This window comes from Sphingopyxis sp. 10G20-10 (assembly GCF_057365075.1).
The window spans coordinates 2,071,000-2,088,829 of sequence record NZ_CP195117.1; the positions used below are offsets into that span (position 1 = coordinate 2,071,000).

The 17,830-nt window shown below is 59.9% G+C and carries 16 protein-coding genes; 8 read left to right on the forward strand and 8 right to left on the reverse strand.

Annotated features, from left to right (window positions below; genetic code table 11):
- The first annotated feature begins 9 nt into the window (after positions 1 to 9).
- From ACR3XE_RS10115 to ACR3XE_RS10135, 5 genes are all read left to right on the forward strand, one after another.
- Entirely contained in the window at positions 10 to 1,218 is a 1,209-nt protein-coding gene (locus ACR3XE_RS10115) for a saccharopine dehydrogenase family protein (protein WP_473697775.1), read from the forward strand.
- A 152-nt stretch (positions 1,219 to 1,370) separates the two neighbouring features.
- Positions 1,371 to 2,543 carry a carboxynorspermidine decarboxylase gene (locus ACR3XE_RS10120; protein WP_473697774.1) on the forward strand — a complete coding sequence of 391 codons (1,173 nt, stop codon included), beginning with the start codon at positions 1,371 to 1,373 and terminating at the stop codon, positions 2,541 to 2,543.
- A gap of 145 nt (positions 2,544 to 2,688) precedes the next feature.
- Positions 2,689 to 3,885, forward strand: a complete 1,197-nt coding sequence (locus ACR3XE_RS10125; protein ID WP_473697773.1) for a type III PLP-dependent enzyme — start codon at positions 2,689 to 2,691, stop codon at positions 3,883 to 3,885.
- Positions 3,886 to 4,019: 134 nt separating this feature from the next.
- A complete protein-coding gene (locus ACR3XE_RS10130; protein ID WP_473697772.1) occupies positions 4,020 to 4,454 on the forward strand; it encodes an MAPEG family protein in 435 nt (144 codons plus the stop codon).
- A gap of 2 nt (positions 4,455 to 4,456) precedes the next feature.
- On the forward strand, positions 4,457 to 4,891 hold the full coding sequence (locus tag ACR3XE_RS10135) for an MAPEG family protein (protein WP_473697771.1): 435 nt from the start codon (positions 4,457 to 4,459) through the stop codon (positions 4,889 to 4,891).
- Positions 4,892 to 4,897: 6 nt separating this feature from the next.
- Here the strand turns inward: ACR3XE_RS10135 and ACR3XE_RS10140 are convergent, their stop codons facing one another.
- The 8 genes from ACR3XE_RS10140 to ACR3XE_RS10175 are packed head-to-tail and all read right to left on the reverse strand — an operon-like array spanning position 4,898 to position 14,587.
- The gene (locus ACR3XE_RS10140) at positions 4,898 to 6,100 is read right to left on the reverse strand and encodes a class I SAM-dependent RNA methyltransferase (RefSeq protein WP_473697770.1); all 1,203 of its coding nucleotides are present in this window, start codon (positions 6,098 to 6,100) and stop codon (positions 4,898 to 4,900) included.
- Between the two features lie 5 nt (positions 6,101 to 6,105).
- Positions 6,106 to 7,467: an NAD(P)H-hydrate epimerase gene (locus ACR3XE_RS10145; RefSeq protein WP_473697769.1), complete on the reverse strand. Its 1,362-nt coding sequence runs from the start codon at positions 7,465 to 7,467 to the stop codon at positions 6,106 to 6,108.
- A 50-nt stretch (positions 7,468 to 7,517) separates the two neighbouring features.
- A complete protein-coding gene (locus ACR3XE_RS10150) occupies positions 7,518 to 7,892 on the reverse strand; it encodes a hypothetical protein (protein WP_486185703.1) in 375 nt (124 codons plus the stop codon).
- A 13-nt stretch (positions 7,893 to 7,905) separates the two neighbouring features.
- A complete protein-coding gene (gene ilvD / locus ACR3XE_RS10155; RefSeq protein ID WP_473700310.1) occupies positions 7,906 to 9,627 on the reverse strand; it encodes a dihydroxy-acid dehydratase in 1,722 nt (573 codons plus the stop codon).
- A 49-nt stretch (positions 9,628 to 9,676) separates the two neighbouring features.
- Entirely contained in the window at positions 9,677 to 10,405 is a 729-nt protein-coding gene (locus ACR3XE_RS10160; protein ID WP_473697767.1) for an N-formylglutamate amidohydrolase, read from the reverse strand.
- On the reverse strand, positions 10,402 to 11,253 hold the full coding sequence (locus ACR3XE_RS10165) for a 4-(cytidine 5'-diphospho)-2-C-methyl-D-erythritol kinase (RefSeq protein ID WP_473697766.1): 852 nt from the start codon (positions 11,251 to 11,253) through the stop codon (positions 10,402 to 10,404). Before ACR3XE_RS10165 ends, ACR3XE_RS10160 begins: the two co-directional genes overlap by 4 nt.
- 6 nt (positions 11,254 to 11,259) lie before the next feature.
- Entirely contained in the window at positions 11,260 to 12,924 is a 1,665-nt protein-coding gene (locus ACR3XE_RS10170; RefSeq protein ID WP_473697765.1) for a tetratricopeptide repeat protein, read from the reverse strand.
- 7 nt (positions 12,925 to 12,931) lie between these two features.
- The gene (locus ACR3XE_RS10175; RefSeq protein ID WP_473697764.1) at positions 12,932 to 14,587 is read right to left on the reverse strand and encodes an electron transfer flavoprotein-ubiquinone oxidoreductase; all 1,656 of its coding nucleotides are present in this window, start codon (positions 14,585 to 14,587) and stop codon (positions 12,932 to 12,934) included.
- Between the two features lie 120 nt (positions 14,588 to 14,707).
- Here ACR3XE_RS10175 and ACR3XE_RS10180 point away from each other — a divergent pair, with 120 nt between their 5' ends.
- Genes ACR3XE_RS10180 through moaB form a run of 3 tightly spaced genes read left to right on the forward strand, consistent with a single transcriptional unit; the run spans position 14,708 to position 17,806 of the window.
- On the forward strand, positions 14,708 to 15,493 hold the full coding sequence (locus ACR3XE_RS10180; RefSeq protein WP_473697763.1) for a uracil-DNA glycosylase family protein: 786 nt from the start codon (positions 14,708 to 14,710) through the stop codon (positions 15,491 to 15,493).
- A gap of 3 nt (positions 15,494 to 15,496) precedes the next feature.
- Positions 15,497 to 17,263 (forward strand): lytic transglycosylase domain-containing protein, encoded by a 1,767-nt coding sequence (locus tag ACR3XE_RS10185; RefSeq protein WP_486185704.1) that lies wholly within the window; start codon positions 15,497 to 15,499, stop codon positions 17,261 to 17,263.
- 15 nt (positions 17,264 to 17,278) lie between these two features.
- On the forward strand, positions 17,279 to 17,806 hold the full coding sequence (moaB, locus tag ACR3XE_RS10190; protein WP_473697761.1) for a molybdenum cofactor biosynthesis protein B: 528 nt from the start codon (positions 17,279 to 17,281) through the stop codon (positions 17,804 to 17,806).
- Positions 17,807 to 17,830 lie beyond the last annotated feature (24 nt).

The following is a 17,830-nucleotide window of genomic DNA, read 5'->3' on the forward strand; positions in this document are numbered from 1 at the left end:
GAGAATTTGATGAGCAAGATTTTGGTGATTGGCGCCGGCGGCGTCGGGTCGGTAGCGGTTCACAAGATGGCGATGAACAGCGACATCTTCCCCGACATCACCCTCGCCAGCCGCCGCCGCTTCAAATGCGATGAGGTCGCCGAATCGGTCAAGGCGCGCACCGGCGTCACCATAGCGACCGCACAGGTCGACGCCGACGATAGCGAAGCCACCGCCGCCCTGATCCGTCAGGTCGGCGCTACGCATGTCGTCAACCTCGCCCTGCCCTATCAGGATCTCACCATCATGGATGCCTGCCTTGCGACCGGCGCCCATTATATGGACACCGCCAATTACGAACCGCGCGATCAGGCGAAGTTCGAATATCATTGGCAATGGGCCTATCAAGACCGGTTCAAGGACGCGGGCCTGATGGCACTGCTGGGATCAGGATTTGATCCCGGCGTCACCAGCGTCTTTTCGACGTGGCTCAAAAAACATCATTTCGACCGTATCGACACGCTGGACATTCTCGATTGCAACGGCGGCGATCATGGCCAGCATTTCGCCACCAACTTCAATCCCGAAATCAACATCCGCGAAGTCACCGCGGTCGCGCGCCACTGGGAAAAGGGCGCATGGGTCGAAACCCCCGCCATGTCGGTCAAACAGCAATTTGATTTCGACGAGGTCGGCCCCAAAACCATGTACCTCATGTACCATGAGGAGATTGAAAGCCTCAAAACCCACCTCCCAGAAATTCAGCGTATCCGCTTCTGGATGACCTTTGGCGAGGCCTATATCACCCACCTCAATGTGCTTCAGAATGTCGGCATGACGCGGATCGATCCGGTGATGTACGAAGGCCGCGAAATCGTCCCGCTGCAATTCCTGAAGGCGGTGCTCCCCGAACCCTCCAGCCTGGGCGAAACCACAAAGGGCAAAACCAACATCGGAGTCATCGCCACCGGTCTGGGCAAGGACGGCAGGGAAAAAACGCTCTATCTCAATAACATCTGCGACCATGAAGACGCCTATGCCGAAACCGGCAATCAGGCCGTCAGCTACACCACCGGCGTCCCCGCGATGATCGGCGCTGCAATGATGATCACCGGCCAATGGGCGGGCAAAGGCGTGTTCAACATGGAACAAATGGACCCCGACCCCTTCATGGATATGTTGAACAAGCATGGCTTGCCCTGGCAGGTGAAAGAACTGGATGGGCCGCTTGATTTTTAAAGCTTCTCCTCCTCTCCTTCAGGGGAGGGGCAGCGAGACTAGGCAGCTTGCTGCCTAGTCGCAGCGGGGTGGGACATTCGACCTGACGCAAGGCCGACACCCCCACCCCAACCCCTCCCCTGAGGGGGGGGCTTAATCACGAGGCAGACATTATGGAAACCAAAGCCGGCGATCCCGGGGCCTTTGCCCGCTTCGACCTTAACCGCGTTCCGTCGCCGGCCTTTGTCGTCGACGCGGCGAAGGTCCGCGCCAATCTGGCTGTCCTGCGTCACATCGGTGATGCGTCGGGTGCCAAGGTGCTGGCGGCGCTCAAGGCCTTTTCGATGTGGTCGCTGGGTCCCACTGTTGCCGAATATCTCGACGGCGTCTGCGCTTCGGGGCTATATGAGGCGCGCTTGGGCCGTGAAGAATATGGAGGCGAGGTCGCCACCTATTGTGCGGGCTACAAGGCCGAAGATTTGCCGCAGATCTGCGCGCTGTCCGACCATCTGATTTTCAATTCGCCGGGACAGCACGTCCGCTTTGCGCCAATTCTTGCCGAATCGCGCGCGGCGGGTCAGGCTTTCGACGTCGGTCTGCGCATCAATCCGCAACATAGCGAGGGGGAGGTCGCCAAATATGACCCCGCCGCACCGCACAGCCGCCTTGGCTTTCCGGTTGGTCAGCTTGGCCCCCAGCATATGGAGGGCATCGACGGCATCCACATGCACAGCCTATGCGAACAAGATTTCCCGCCGCTTGAGCGGACTTGGGGCGCCATTGAACCGATATTGCGGCCCTATTTCCCTCAACTGAAATGGATTAATTTTGGCGGCGGCCATCATGTCACCCGCGCCGACTATCAGGTCGATGACTTGATCTCTTTCCTGGCCAATGTCCGCGAAAGCACCGGCTGCGAGGTGATGATCGAACCCGGCGAAGCGGTGGCACTCGATGCCGGCATCCTCGTCGGCGAAATTCTTGACCTGTTCGACAATGGGATGCCGCTAGCGATTACCGACATCAGCGCCACTTGCCACATGCCTGACGTTATCGAAGCCCCCTATCGTCCCGCCATGCTGGGCGAAGAAAGCGAAGGCGCGGCAACGCGGCTCGGCGGTCCATCCTGCCTCGCGGGCGATGTTATCGGCAATTACCGCCTGCCCGCCGGTGCAACCATTGGCACGCGCTTCGCGTTTCTGGATCAGGCGCATTATTCGATGGTAAAGACCAATACCTTCAATGGCGTGCCGTTACCGTCCATCTGGCTTTGGGATAGCGACACTGATGCACTGCAGAAAATCCGCGATTTTTCCTTCGAAGACTTCAAATCACGGCTTTCTTGAGGCGTCACCGTCGTCAAATTTTACCCCGCTAGGGGTTTACAGGGTGGACCCACCCACATATATGCGCCCTCCGCTGCCCCAGGGGGACTTCCAATAACCGCAAGGCAGCTTCGATGTTTCACGTTAGTTTTGGGGGTCCCTTGAGTTGCACAATCATCACAGCGCCCACGGGCTGATTAAGGCACTATCGCCGGTCGAACCTGTCACGCTTGTCCGTCCCCACGCGGCGCGGCGCGCGGCGCGTTTCTTTGTCGAACTATTTCCCGGAACGACGTTGTACGCCGTTAAAGCGAACCCGTCTGAAGATTTGCTGCACATCTTGTGGGATTCGGGCGTCACCCATTATGACGTCGCCTCCATCGCCGAAGTTCGGCTCGTCTCGCGCACCCTGCCCAAAGCAACGCTGTGTTTCATGCACCCGGTCAAGGCCGAGGAAGCCATCTCGGACGCCTATTGGAAATATGGCGTGCGCACCTTCTCGCTCGACACCATGGAAGAGCTGGAAAAAATCGTCCGCGCCACCGAAGGTGCCGAGGATTTAAACCTGCTTGTCCGCCTGCGCGTGTCGTCGGACCACAGCAAACTCAGCCTCGCCGCCAAGTTCGGGGCCGAACCCGAAGAAGTTGCGGAACTTTTGATGGCCACCCGTCAGGCCAGTGACGCCCTCGGCATCTGCTTTCACGTCGGCAGCCAGGCGATGACCCCGCACGCCTATGCCGCCGCCATGGAACGCGTCCGCGCCGCCATCGTCGCTGCCTCGGTCACGGTCGACATTGTCGACGTCGGTGGCGGTTTTCCGTCGACCTATCCCGGCATGGAACCACCCCCGCTGCGTGATTATTTTGAAACCATCCACCGCACCTTTGAAAATCTGCCGATCAGCTATTCCGCAGAACTGTGGTGCGAGCCGGGCCGCGCCCTGTGCGCCGAATATAGCAGCCTGATCGTTCGCGTCGAAAAGCGCCGCGGTGACGAGCTTTACATCAATGACGGAGCCTATGGCGCGCTGTTCGATGCCGCGCATGTCGGCTGGCGCTTTCCGGTGACGCTACTGCGTGACGATGAGGGCGGCGCTGTCGAAATGGCGCCGTTCAGCTTTTATGGCCCGACCTGCGACGACCTCGACCATATGGCCGGTCCCTTTTTCCTGCCCGCCGATATAAAGTCGGGCGAGTTCATCGAAATCGGCATGTTGGGCGCCTATGGCTGCGCGATGCGTACAAAGTTCAACGGCTTTGGCGCAGAGGAAACCCACGTCGTCAGCGACGAACCCATGGCCAGCCTCTACACTGGCGAGGCAGAGCCGGAGCGGCGCACGGCTAGCGTCACCAACCTGTTCTGAACCAGCCTGCAACGGCATGTGCCCACGCGCAAGCCGGATAAGATTTCACCCGTTGCATTGTGCAATTCATTCCCTAGCATCGCTTTCATATAGTCGGCTCATTGATGGGTCGATTGAATGGGAGGGGTATGGATATGCCAAATAGTTTGCTCGCACCTGGCGCGGTCCTCGCGCTTTGGACGATGATCATGTTGTTCTGGATGGCCGCGACGCGGTTCCCGGCCATGGCAAAAGCGGGGATGGACCTGAAAGAGGCGCCACCGGGCGGTCGCGGGATCGATCTGGAAGCGACGTTGCCGCCGTCGGTGAACTGGAAATCGCACAATTATACGCATCTGCTGGAACAACCGACGCTTTTTTATGCTGTCCTCATTTTTCTCTCGCTGTCGGGAGGCGTTACCGATCTGACACGCGGACTGGCTTGGGCCTATGTTGTGCTGCGGATTGTCCACAGCATTTGGCAGGCGACGGTGAACCGGATTCCGGTGCGCTTTACCATCTTCCTGCTGTCTAGCCTGTGCCTGATGGCGCTGAGCCTGTTGGCGGTCATCGCCACTTTGGGAGATTGACGATGGAAGGTCATGCCATTTTGGGGCCAGTCGCAACGCTGGCACTCTGGTCGATGCTGATATGGTTATGGATGTACGCCACGCGCATTCCAGCCATGCAGCGCGCCAAGATCGACGCCAAAAATCTGGTCGGCACAACGGGCAAAAGCCTTGATGATGTGCTACCGCCAGAAGTGCAGTGGAAAGCACATAATTATAACCACCTGATGGAGCAGCCAACGGTTTTCTATGCGGTTGCACTGGCTCTGGCGATTGGCGGCATGGGCGGCGGGCTCAACACATCTCTGGCCTGGGCCTATGTCGCGCTGCGCATCGTCCACAGCTTGGTGCAAGTCACCGTCAACCGCGTGATGGTCCGCTTTCTTATCTTCGCCTTGGGCAGTCTGGTGCTGTTCGCGCTGTGCATCCACGCCTTTATCGGCTTCGTGCTGCACTGATGCCGTTCAACGACTGAAGCGCGCGGCCAGTTCCACATGGGTGGACCAACGGAACTGGCCAACGGGCTGCACCCAATCGAGGCGATAGCCCCCGGCGATGAGCAGCTTGGCATCGCGCGCAAAGGTCGCGGGATTGCAGCTGACATAGGCGATCACCGGAACAGCCGAGGCGGCTAGCTCGACGATCTGCTCCTCCGCACCTGCGCGCGGCGGATCGATAATCACCGCGCCAAAACGATCAAGCTCGGCAGGAATCAACGGGCGACGAAACAGGTCACGATGCTCGGTCGTGACCAGTGCGCGGGCCAGCCCCGCCGCGCGCGCCAGAGCCGTCACGGCATCGCGCGCACCTTCGGCAGCATAGACCTTTCGCCCGTCCTGCACCGACAAGGCAAAGGTTCCGACGCCGGCGAACAGATCGGCAATGGGCCCCGCATCCCCCACCGCGCGCTTGACCGCATCGACGAGCGCAGCCTGCCCGACTTCGGTAGGCTGCAAAAAGGCAAAGGGAGGCACTTCAACGCGAACCCCGCCGAAATGCACCGTTGGCGGCTCAGGCTGCCAGATGGTTTCCAGCCCGCCGCCCTGATCAATGGCAAGCCGCGCCAAACTGTTTGCGCCAGCAAAATCCTGCAGCGCAAAGGCCGCATCAAGACCCTCGGCACGCACGCCTTCAAGGATGATTTCGACCCCTTGGTCGAGCTGTTGCAGCTTGACCTTCACCGGACGCTTTTGCACCGCAATGGTGCCAAGCAACGCGCGCAGTGGCGCCACCACCGCAAACAGCGACGGCAGCAAAAGCGGGCACATCCGCATGTCGACAATCTGATTGCTCGCCGCTGCGTTAAACCCGATTGCCACCTGCTTGCCCGTCCGTAGTGCCGTCAGCGCGGCGCGGCGTCGGCTGTTCGGCGGGCTGAGAAGCGGCGACAGCACCATGTCGTTGGGCAAATGCTGTCCGGTTAGCGCCCCAGCCACACGGTCTTGCACATAATCAGCCAGCGCGGATTCGGCGACATGCTGCAACTGGCATCCACCACATTTGCCAAAATGGCGGCACGGCGGATCGGCCCGATTGGGACCGGCAATCAGCGTGCCGTCTTCACTCAACCGATCACCCGGCACGCCACCAGCCGCAAAGCGGCCATCGGCACTCACCCCGTCGCCGCGCGCCGCAATGCGCACGATCAGGCCGTTATCGTCACTCATAACTGTCATCCCACCAAATCATCAGCGACCAGCCCCGGCCCGCATTGTCGGGCGCGCGCAATGTGCCAGCCGACAGCAGCCTCTGCCGCCTCAAAAGCATCCATCCCGCGCGCCAACATCGCGCCGCAAGCGCCCGCCAGCACATCGCCGCTGCCTGCCGTAGCCAGCCAAGGACTGCCGGGCCAAGCTGCAGCAACCCGCCCGTCTGGCGCGGCAATGATAGTGTCGGCACCCTTATAGATTACCACCGCCTGCGCCAAATCGGCGGAGGCGCGGGCGCGATCAATCTTGCTTCCCGACAATCCTGGAAAAGCGCGCGTGAATTCGCCTTCATGGGGCGTCAATATGACGGCGGCATGGCCTGCATTTGCCGTCAGATGCGGCAGCGCCGCCGCTATCGCAGCGGCGTCAAAAACCGCTGGCTTGCCCGCTTCGATCACTGCTGCAATATCGGCGTCGAGCCTATCCCCTGCGTGATAGCCCGGTCCGATGACAAGAGCTCCCAGCCGATGGTCCGCCAAACGACTGGCAAAGGCGTCGTCCGGTTCGCCAATAATCGCGGCCATCGGAGCATTGTCAGCACCGTTCAGCACGACATAGCCAGCGCCCGCCCGCATCGCACCACCAGCCGCCAGTCCTGCCGCTCCCGCCATTTGTCCAGCGCGAACCAGCACCATACCACGACTGAACTTGTTGGCGGTGACTCCAACCTCGTCCGCGACGCAGCTCGGCAAACTGTGCATGGTCGGCGCAACATCCAAGCCAAGCGAGGCGACATGCACCTCTCCGCAATGCGGCGCGGTTGGCATAACCACATGTGCGGGCTTCAGCGCGCCGAGCGCCAGCGTCACATCAGCGGGTAAGGGTGGAACCCAGTCGGCCTGACCGTCACTATGGACCCCGCTCGGCACATCAACCGCCAACACGCGCGAATTAGCGTTGAGCAACTGCTGTAATATATTGGCAAGCTCGACGGCGATGGGGCGCGACAACCCGATACCGAAAACAGCGTCAACTATGACCGGAGCGCCGCGCAAATCCGCGTCGATTGCCGCAACCTCGCCCGACCATTGCGCGCGGGCGGCGCTGGCCAGCTTGGTTGTCGGCGGCGTCAAGGCCGCGACCCGCACATTGGCACCGCGTGACCTTAGCAACTGCGCCGCAACATAGCCGTCGCCGCCATTGTTTCCCGGCCCAACCAGAACCAGAATCGGCGAACCACACGCCATGCGCCACGCCATATCGGCCACAGCCGCGCCAGCCCGGTCCATCAGCGCCGAAAGCGAAGTCCCCTTTGCAACAGCCTCAAGCTCTGCATCGCGCATCACTGCGGTGGTCAGGATGGGGGTATTGGCGGGGACATGCATCGCGTTGCCCTAGCATCTGCAACGCAAAAGTCGCCCCCTCATCGTGCAATTCAGCTGGCGGTTCCAACCCTCGCTGTCAGGCGGTACCGGTCGGTGCCGATGCGGACCTCGATCATGCCATTATCAAGGATCGACACCTTTGCCTGCTCAGCGCCATCGGCCGACACGACCCCGCGCCCGTCACTCGTAATCAGCAACCGGCGGTAACCGGCGTCGGCACGGCCAACCACCAGAAGCGATTGGCCGTCACTGGTCATTTGCTCGACGGTACAGGTACGGTCGAAATGCGGGGCATTTTCCAACGCACAGTCGATGCGGCCCGCATTGGCCGCCTCGCGCGCCTGCCGCGACTCCGTTGCGGCCAGCTCGCTATTGTCGGGCTGCGAACTGCATCCACCAGCCAGCAGCAGCAGGGTCAGGGCCATGCGACGCATCAGGTCAAATGTCCGCGAACATATGCGTTTCGGCGTCGGCCCCCGGATGGGTCACAGCCCCGGTTCGCGCATCGCCGACATTCTGGGCGTAGCGCCAGATCGCACCCGACTGATAATCATGTACCCGCGCGGTCCAGGCGGCTCGGCGTGTGTCGAGAACATCGGGCGCAACATCCAGATCGATGGTTCCCGCGACAGCGTCGATCACGATCATATCGCCTTCCTCGATCAGCGCAATCGGGCCGCCAACCGCGGCTTCGGGGCCGACATGTCCGATACAGAAACCGCGCGTTCCGCCCGAAAAACGCCCGTCAGTGATCAGCGCCACCTTTTCGCCCATGCCTTGCCCATAAAGCGCAGCGGTGGTGGACAGCATTTCGCGCATTCCCGGCCCGCCTTTTGGACCTTCGTAACGGATGACAACGACCGATCCTTCGCGGACCTGTCGCGCTTCAACCGCCGCAAAACAATCTTCTTCGCTATCAAATACTTGCGCTGGCCCAGCGAATTTCAGCCGTTCCATGCCCGCGACCTTCACAATCGCGCCGTCGGGCGCCAATGTCCCTTTCAGGCCCACGACTCCGCCTGTTGGCGATAACGGTTTGGACGCAGGATAGATGACCTTCTGATCGGGGTTCCACGTCACCTCGTCGATATTCTCGCCCAGCGTCTTGCCCGTCACAGTCATGCAATTGCCGTCGAGTAAATTTTCTTCGAGCAGCGTTTTCATCAGCATGTAAACGCCGCCCGCTTCATACATATCCTTGGCGACAAAACGCCCGCCGGGTTTCAAATCGGCGATATAGGGCGTGGTCTTGAACATTTCGGCGATGTCGAAAAGGTCGAGGTCGATGCCGCATTCATGCGCCATGGCTGGCAAGTGCAGCGCCGCATTGGTCGATCCGCCAGTGGCAGCCACGACCCGCGCCGCATTTTTGAAAGCCGCAGGGGTACAGATGTCGCGTGGGCGAATGTTCGCTTCGATCAGTTTCATCACCTGCTCGCCAGCCGCAATGGCAATGTCGGCGCGGCTCGCCAGCGGAGCCGGAGCCATATTGCTGTTGGGGAGCGACAGTCCGATGGCTTCACCCACACAGGCCATGGTGTTGGCGGTAAATTGTCCACCGCACGCCCCATGTCCGGGGCAAGCCACTTTTTCTAGCGCCGTCAGCCGCTCGATCGGACAATTGCCCGCTTCATGCTGACCCACTGCTTCAAACACATCGACGACGGTGACATCATTCTGGTCAAAGCGCCCCGGCATGATCGAACCGCCATATACAAAGATCGAAGGGACGTTCAGCCGCAACATCGCCATCATCATGCCGGGCAAGCTTTTGTCACACCCAGCGAAGCCGACAAGCGCGTCGTAACAATGGCCGCGCACGCTCAGCTCGACCGAGTCGGCGATCACTTCGCGGCTGATCAGACTGGATTTCATGCCCTGATGGCCCATCGCGATGCCATCGGTCACGGTGATCGTGTTGAACCGGAACGGCGTTCCTCCGCCAGCGATGACGCCCTGTTTCGCGACGTCGGCCTGTGCATTCAGAGTCGTATTGCACGGCGCCGATTCATTGCCAGCCGACGCCAGTCCCACAAAAGGCTTGGCAATCGCTTCTTCGTCCCAGCCCATGGCGTAATAATAGCTGCGGTGAGGCGCGCGCGAGGGGCCATGCGAAACATGACGGCTGGGCAGGCGCGATTTGTCGAAGGGCATGTTGATGTTTCCTATGTCGAAGGGGACGCGCCTCCCCTATCCAAAGCGCATCGGTTCACGCAAGACTATTACGTAACGCACCAAGCATTTTTTCCAGATATTGCGCGAAACGATGCTGGCCATCGGGCGTATCGACATGGTCCTGCCGCATTTCGATACCGATATAGGGGATGTCATGCGCCTCGGCATGGCGGTTCATCGTCGCGTTGAGCAATTCGCCCGAATAGGGCAGTTGATCGCCGACATTCAGCTCCTGCCCCGCTAGCGCCGCAACAGCCGCGGGCGCAAGCCGGGCGTCGCGATTGTAAAGCACCCCCACATCCCAAGGTCGCGCCTGTTCGGGATGGCTTTCCAGCTGCGGGGTAAAACTATGCAGCGACAACAGGATGGCCGGGCGATGACGGGCAACGGTCGCGGCGATATGGTCGTGATACGGTCGGAAAAACCGCACGATGCGTGCCTCCCGTTGTGCCGCGCCCAATATATTGCCGGGGATTGCATGGCCGTCGCTCACCGTTGGTATCACGCCCGGTGCGTGTTCGTCGCGATTGCAATCGGCGACCAGTCGCGACACCCCGCCCAAAATGGCGGCATCGACCGCGCCTTGTTCGACCAGCAACGCCGCAACCTCGGCCACCCCAATATCGATCGCAATATGATTGGTCAGCAATGCGGGACTGATTCCCAGATCAATATCGTCGGGAACCAGCGCAGAGGCATGGTCGCCAACCAGCAAGATTCCGCCGGTTCGCGGGCTTCCAATCTCGCGCCAAGCCTCGTTCATCGCAGGCTCCCTGCCATCAGCCACCATTCGGGGTGATGCCGGGCAAAATGCGCCACAGCCGCATCGCGTTCGGCCTCGGCGTTGAACAAGGCAAAACAGCTCGCCCCAGAACCCGACATGCGCGCCAACCACGGCTGCAGCCCGCCCAAAGACGTCAGAATATCCGTGATGGCGGGGCATTGTGCTATCGCCGCACGCTGCAGGTCATTGCGACAGGCCAATAATTGGGAACGCTGGGTCGCCCCCATAAAAAGCGCGCCGCGATCAATCCCGTCCCATCCGGCGAACACCGGACCGGTCGATAGCGGTTGACGCGGATTGACGATCAGCACCGGCGTGCCGGAAAGTGATAGATCCTCCGCCGGATGTAGTTCCGCACCCGTCCCCAGTCCTAAGCAAGTTTCACTTGCAATGCAGGCCCCGATATCAGCCCCAAGCGGCGCCATCAGGCGAACGAGCGATTCAAGGTCGGCGGCTGGCGCAAAATGGCGCTGAACGAGCCGGACCAGCGCCGCGGCATCGGCAGACCCTCCTCCCAGCCCCGCAGCAACGGGCAACCGCTTCTCCAACTCCAGTGCCAGCGGCGGGACGACACCTTGACCGCAATATTGACGGAGCGTGTCCAGCGCCTGCAAAACCAGATTATCTGCACCGCTGGATAATCCTTCGGCAAATTCGCCGCTAATCATCAGGCTATCGCGATCCGCAACGCACGCGTTCAGCCTGTCTCCGTCATCGACGAATGCGAACAGCGTCTCAATGTCATGATAACCGTCTGGCCGCCGATGGCGCACATGCAGGGCCAGATTGATCTTGGCCCAGCCGGTTTCGCTTAACACCGCACCCATCGCGAGTCAGGGCGCGCTGGTGGCAGGAGTTAAGCCGTCGCGTATCTTTGCCGTCAGTCTTTCCGCCATGTCTGGTTCCGCCAGCACAGCCGCCGCGCGCCAGACATAGCGCGCGTCATATTTCTGTCCCGCAGCCCAATAGGCATCGCCCAGATGCTCGACAATCACCGCATTATTGGGCGCGCCGCGCTGCGCCTTTTCGAGCATGGCAACCGCGCTGTCGGTCTTGCCTGTCAGATAATAGGCCCAGCCAAGTGAATCGGTAATCTCGGCATTTTGGGGGTCCTGTCGCCACGCCGTTTCGATCCGTGCCAAGGACTGATCAACATTGCGCCGCCGTTCCAACGCCGAATAGCCAACAAAGTTCAACGTCGCAGCGTCATCGGGTCTCAAGGCCACCGCCTGTTCCAGCAACGGCGAGGCCGCGTCCCAATCATCCTGTTCCAACAGCAAATTGGCCTTGGCCATCAGCAACGCCGACCGCAACGCTTGATCGGGCTCGCTTTCACCCAATTCACCCAGCAGACGGTCAAAAGCTGCCATAGCCACAGAGGCGTCATCCGAACGGCGCACCAAATCGGCATAGCGCAGCAGCAATGCGCGCGGCGTATCGGCTGCGGCAACCGCCGGTTGCACAATCGCAATCGCCGCTTTCATGTCCCCCTTGCCCGCTACCAATTCGGCATGACGCAGCGCCAATATGGGCGGCAGGTCAGTACGCGATCCCGCCACCAGACTAATCGCCTGATCCGATAGGCCATTCTGGTCCAAAGCCTCCACCAAAGCCGAGCGGTTCTGCCAATCCTCCGCATCGAGCCAAAAGCCGACGCGCGCGAACAGCAAGGCAACTTTTTTACTGCTGTTGGGCATGTGGGAGAAACCATCGGCCAACATGCCAAACCATTGCGCGACACCAGACCGCGCTGTTGTGATCGGTTGCGGCGGCAGCAAGGCCACCGGGTCGTTGCTATCCCCTGCGACGACGGCGATGCGGCTCCGTAACGTCTGCGCAGCCTCACTCCGGCCCTGCTTGTCGAGCGTCGCCACCAGACGTAGAGCGACGATCTGACTGTTGCGGTCGCTCAACGTCACCGATTTAATCAGCGTCTCGGTCTCGTCGGGGCGGCGTGCGACCAGCTGCATCAATGCCGCATCAAGCAAATAAACCGGCTCCACTTTCGCCCGGCCGAGAGCTAGAATATTGTTTTCTGGTCGTTTTTCTCGACCGGCCACACCAGCCCAGCCAAGCAACATTGGGGTAATCAGACGCGCAGCCGCATCAGGTCCAATCTTGCTATTGCCTCCCTCAATATAATCACGCGCGGCCTTCCAATCGGATCGACGGATGGCATCGGTCATCAAAACCAGCCGCGCATCAAGCCGTTTGCCGCCGCTTTTCCATATCTGCATCGCTGCTGAACGCGCTGCGGGCAAATCGCCTGCCTGTATTGCCTGCTCCAATATGCGGCCATTCAACCCCGGTAGATCAGGTGACAAACTGGCCACAACCGACAGGGCGGCCAGCGCTTCCGCAGGCGTGCCGGTATCTTCGGCCAACCGTGCCTGCGCCAGCGCAAATATGGTCTTGTTCGTATCGACATCGGCGACGGCTGGCGAAACGGAGCCGCCCAACGCCATCGCCAGAGCCAGCACAATGGCCGAGCCGCGCACTGCCGGATTACATATTGGGATAATTGGGACCTCCACCGCCTTCTGGCGTGACCCAGTTAATATTCTGCGTCGGATCTTTGATGTCGCACGTCTTACAATGCACGCAATTCTGGGCGTTGATGACGAATTTCGGATCGCCTTCATCCTCGCCGATGATTTCATAGACGCCGGCCGGGCAATAACGCTGTGCTGGCTCGTCATAGAGCGGCAAATTATAGCTGACCGGAATCGACGGATCTTTAAGCTGCAAATGAACCGGCTGGTCTTCCTCATGATTGGTGTTCGACAGGAAAACCGACGACAACCGGTCAAAAGTCAGAACGCCGTCCGCCTTGGGATAATCGGGCTTGGTCATAATGTCGGCGCGATACAGGCTTTCATTGTCGGGATGATGCTTCATCGTGAAGGGCAGCTTTATCCCCCAATGTTCCAGCCACATTGTGATGCCGGCAAAAGCAGACCCCGCCAAATCGCCAAATTTTTCCATCAAAGGAAGGACATTGCGGACCTTACTTAATTCTTTTTCGACCCAACTGGTGCGATAATCCGCTTCATAGGCATCGAGCGTGTCGCTCTCGCGTCCCGCAGCAACGGCGGCAAAGGCCGCTTCAGCCGCCATCATCCCCGATTTCATCGCGGTGTGGCTGCCCTTGATCCTTGGCACATTCAGGAAACCCGCCGAACAGCCGATCAAGGCACCGCCGGGAAAGACCAGCTTGGGCACCGATTGCCAGCCGCCATCGCTAATCGCGCGGGCGCCATAGGAAACCCGCTTGGCGCCCTTCAAAATGGCAGCGATCTCAGGATGGGTTTTCCATTTTTGCATCTCCTGAAACGGCGAAAGATGCGGGTTGCGATAGTTGAGCCAGGTCACAAAACCGAGCGCGACCTGCCCGCCCGCCTGATGATAAAGGAAACCGCCGCCATTGGCATGGGCATCGAGTGGCCAGCCTTGCGTGTGAATGACACGGCCCGGTGCGTGCAATTCGGGATCAATATCCCATAATTCCTTGACGCCCAGCCCATAAACCTGCGGCTCGCATTCGGCGTCGAGCGCAAATTGCTGCTTCAATATCTTGGTCAGGTTACCGCGCACACCTTCGGCAAAAAAAGTATATTTTGCATGGAGTTCAAGGCCGGGTTGATAATCGGGTTTATGGCTCCCGTCGCGCGCGACACCCATGTCGCCGGTGGCCACGCCTTTGACCGCCCCGTTATCATGGTATAAAATTTCTGCGGCGGGAAAGCCTGCAAAGATTTCGACGCCCAAGCCTTCGGCCTGTTCGGCAAGCCAGCGGCACAAACTACCCAGACTGCCGGTATAGGTGCCCTTGTTGTGCAGGAATGATGGCGTGAGCAGATGCGGAATGCCAAACCGCTTTTTGGGCGTCAAAACCCAATGCTGATTGTCTGTCACCGGAGTTTCCGCAAGCGGGCATCCCGACGTGCGCCATTCGGGCAATAACTCGTCAATCGCCTTTGGGTCGACGACGGCACCGGACAGGATATGGGCGCCGACCTCTGACCCTTTTTCCAGTATACAGACCGACAGCTCGCTGCCCTGTTCGTTTGCCAATTGTTTCAGCCGGATGGCGGCTGACAATCCGGCGGGTCCAGCCCCGACGATCACCACGTCATATGGCATCGATTCCCGTTCGCTCACCGCTTTGACCTTTCTCTTTGCCGTGCAATCCTCACATCGTCGTAAGGCGCACCCACCTTGTCACATATTCCGATGCCCGCCAATTGACGATGCCGTCAACCGCCTGTTTGTACAAATTATATGGGTGGGCAACAAACGACTTTGCTGGCGGACAGCTATTGCGACTGGTGGGCACTGTCAGGTGTCGAGTCACTTGTCGGCGAGAATCCGGCCGATTGGTTGGCCCAACCGGCACCGGAAAAGCCTGTTCCGAAGACGTCGGCACCGTCCGAAGCCACACCCATAATCGACATTATGGCAAAGGCGCGCGCCGAAACGGCACCGCCCGCCCCGATAAAACCAAGTGCGCCGGTCGAACTGCCGGCGGACTGGGATGTTTTCCAGCAATGGCTGACAAAGGGCGACGATGTCCCTGGAAGCCAATGGGACGCCCTGCGCGTTCTTCCGGTCGGACCAGTGAATGCGCCGCTCATGCTGCTGACGGCATGGCCCGAGATGGAGGATCAACGCGAAGGCGCCTTATTTACGGGGGCGGCGGGCAAACTCCTTGATGCCATGCTGCGCGCCATTGGTCGGGACCGCACGCAATGTTATGTCGCGTCTCTTGCCATTACCCGCCCTCCCGGCGGTCGCTGTTCTGATGAAGATATGACAGAGCTTCAGCGCCTGATGCGGCACCATCTACAGATCGCCAATCCGGGGCAACTTTTGCTGTTGGGTAATGACATGGTTCGCGTTCTGGCGGGCATGTCGCGCAGCGAAGCCACCGGAAAGTTACTCAATATTAACCAAGATGGCGTCAATGTGGAGGCAGTGGCAGTTCCGCATCCGGCGACTCTGCTTTCCCGGCCCGCGCAAAAAGCGGCGGCCTGGGACAGTTTGAAATTACTCAACCGGGGACGTTGATTAATGTTTCGAAGTTCCACTGCAATCCTGTCCGTTCTGGCCCTCTCTATGGGGGTTCAGGCCGCATCAGCCCATGCAAGCGAATCATCCTTTTCCAATGCCACGACCGAACGGCAAACCGTTCCGACGATCCTGTCGGCCAAACAGAATAAGTTTTACACGCAGGTTCTGGCAGCCATCCGCAGCCAACAATGGAGCGAGGCGAAGACCTTGCTCGACGGCGCCGACGACGGCCCGCTCAATGCCTTTTTGCGCGCCGAGTTGCTGGTCGCTGCGAACAGTCCGCGGGCAGAGGTCAGTGATATCATGCCGTTGCTCACCAAGGCACCCGACCTGCCGCAAGCCGCCCAACTCGAGCGCCTTGCGACCAAGCGTGGTGCCACGTCGCTACCCGACCTGCCAAATACCATGCGCCTTTCCTGGTCCGGCAGCGCGCCGCGCCGACTGGGTGCAGACCCCGTCATCGGCGATCCCTTTGCGATGAGTTTGGAACTAAAAGTTCCGGACCGGATCAAGAATGATGATCCTGCCGGTGCCGAGGAGCTTTTAAATGCCGTCAAAGACCGGTTGAGCCCGGAATCGCGTGACGAATGGTGCCAAAAGATCGCCTGGTCCTATTATATCGAAAATGACGATGCCAACGCGCTGCGTCTGGCGCGCGACAGCGCGAATGGACACAGCAGCTGGTCGACGCAGGCGGCGTGGGTCGTCGGGCTCGCGGCATGGCGCACGCAGGATTATTCCACCGCCTTGTCGGCCTTTGACCGCGTCAGTCGTGAGGCTCCCGATAGCGAGTTACGAGCGGCGGGCTATTATTGGGCCTCGCGCGCAGCAATGGCGTCTGGCGAACCGTCGGGTGTCCAGAATCGCCTGCGCGCAGCCGCCGCCAATGGCGAAACGCTCTACGGCCTGCTCGCAGCCGAATCGCTTGGGGAAACGCTGGTTAAGGACAAAAAGGTCAAGCGAAGCGATCGCCACGCTTGGCAAGCATTAGAAAATCTACCCAATGTTCGCGCCGCTATCGCGCTGAGCGAGATTGGCGAAGACAGCTATGCCGACGAAGTTTTGCGGCACCAAGCGCGCATAGGCCGCCCCGAACAACATGAAATGCTGATCGCGATGGCAGAAGCGCTCAACCTGCCCGAGACACAATTATACCTTGCCCATAACACGCCGCAGGGCCGCAAGCTCGCCGCCGTCAACCGCTATCCGCAACCGCAATGGGAACCCAGTGGCGGCTGGAAAGTCGATCCGGCACTGGTCTTTGCCCATACGTTGCAGGAATCGCGGTTTCAGCGTCAGGTGGTCAGTCCGGCGGGCGCCTTTGGGTTGATGCAGGTGCGCCCCGGCACCGCCAAGGATCTCGCGCGCTGGCGCGGCGAAAGTGTCGACACGCGTGACCTTCGCATTCCGGCTGTCAACATGGATTTCGGCCAAAGCTATCTGCAATATCTCAGCCACGACAGCTCGACTGGCGGCCTTCTGCCCAAAGTCATCGCCGCCTATAACGCTGGCCCCGCTCCTGTGGCGCGCTGGGCAACCGAGGTGAAGGATCAGGGCGACCCGCTCTTGTTCATCGAATCCATCCCCTATTGGGAAACGCGCGGCTATGTTGGCACTGTGCTGCGCAATTATTGGATGTATGAAGCGCAGGAAGGCCGGGATTCGGTCAGCCGTACCGAACTCGCACAGGGCAAATGGCCGCGTTTCCCCGAATATAAGGGACGTGTGCAGCTTAGTTATGCTACGCCCAACTCCAAAGACGATTAAAGCAGCGCCGAGGCCATGCCCATCGACCTGTCCTTGCCCTTCATCCCCGTTCGCATCGCACTGTTGACCGTGTCCGACAGCCGCAGCGAGGCCGATGACAAGTCCGGCGACAAGCTTCAGGCATTGCTGACTGATGCCGGCCATATCCTCGCCGACCGCGCAATCATCCGTGACGAAACGGCATTGATCGTATCTCGGTTGCACAATTGGGTCGACGACCCGAAGGTCGATGTCGTCATCACAACCGGCGGCACGGGCCTGACGGGTCGCGATGTGACCCCAGAGGCTCTTCACCAACTCGACGGCAAGGATATTCCCGGCTTTGGCGAGCTGTTCCGTTGGCTGAGCTATCAAAAAATCGGTACATCGACGATCCAGTCACGCGCCTGCGCGATTGTTGCGCGCGGCACCTATATCTTTGCCTTGCCGGGTTCGACCGGCGCTGTGAGCGATGCGTGGGAAGGCATATTGGCAACCCAGCTCGACAGCCGCCAGCAGCCTTGCAATTTTGTCGATCTGATGCCGCGCCTCACTGAACGCTAGGTAGTTTGTTCTTTTTTTGTTCCT

Excerpts from the sequence above, each read along its gene's own strand:
- ACR3XE_RS10180 (WP_473697763.1), top strand. The coding sequence starts at position 14,708 with ATGGGTGGGCAACAAACGACTTTGCTGGCGGACAGCTATTGCGACTGG.
- moaB (WP_473697761.1), top strand. The coding sequence starts at position 17,279 with ATGCCCATCGACCTGTCCTTGCCCTTCATCCCCGTTCGCATCGCACTG.
- ACR3XE_RS10135 (WP_473697771.1), top strand. The coding sequence starts at position 4,457 with ATGGAAGGTCATGCCATTTTGGGGCCAGTCGCAACGCTGGCACTCTGG.
- ACR3XE_RS10130 (WP_473697772.1), top strand. The coding sequence starts at position 4,020 with ATGCCAAATAGTTTGCTCGCACCTGGCGCGGTCCTCGCGCTTTGGACG.
- ACR3XE_RS10185 (WP_486185704.1), top strand. The coding sequence starts at position 15,497 with ATGTTTCGAAGTTCCACTGCAATCCTGTCCGTTCTGGCCCTCTCTATG.
- ACR3XE_RS10165 (WP_473697766.1), bottom strand. The coding sequence starts at position 11,253 with ATGGGTGCGGTGTTAAGCGAAACCGGCTGGGCCAAGATCAATCTGGCC.
- ACR3XE_RS10160 (WP_473697767.1), bottom strand. The coding sequence starts at position 10,405 with ATGAACGAGGCTTGGCGCGAGATTGGAAGCCCGCGAACCGGCGGAATC.
- ACR3XE_RS10140 (WP_473697770.1), bottom strand. The coding sequence starts at position 6,100 with ATGAGTGACGATAACGGCCTGATCGTGCGCATTGCGGCGCGCGGCGAC.
- ACR3XE_RS10115 (WP_473697775.1), top strand. The coding sequence starts at position 10 with ATGAGCAAGATTTTGGTGATTGGCGCCGGCGGCGTCGGGTCGGTAGCG.
- ACR3XE_RS10150 (WP_486185703.1), bottom strand. The coding sequence starts at position 7,892 with ATGGCCCTGACCCTGCTGCTGCTGGCTGGTGGATGCAGTTCGCAGCCC.
- ACR3XE_RS10145 (WP_473697769.1), bottom strand. The coding sequence starts at position 7,467 with ATGCATGTCCCCGCCAATACCCCCATCCTGACCACCGCAGTGATGCGC.
- ACR3XE_RS10120 (WP_473697774.1), top strand. The coding sequence starts at position 1,371 with ATGGAAACCAAAGCCGGCGATCCCGGGGCCTTTGCCCGCTTCGACCTT.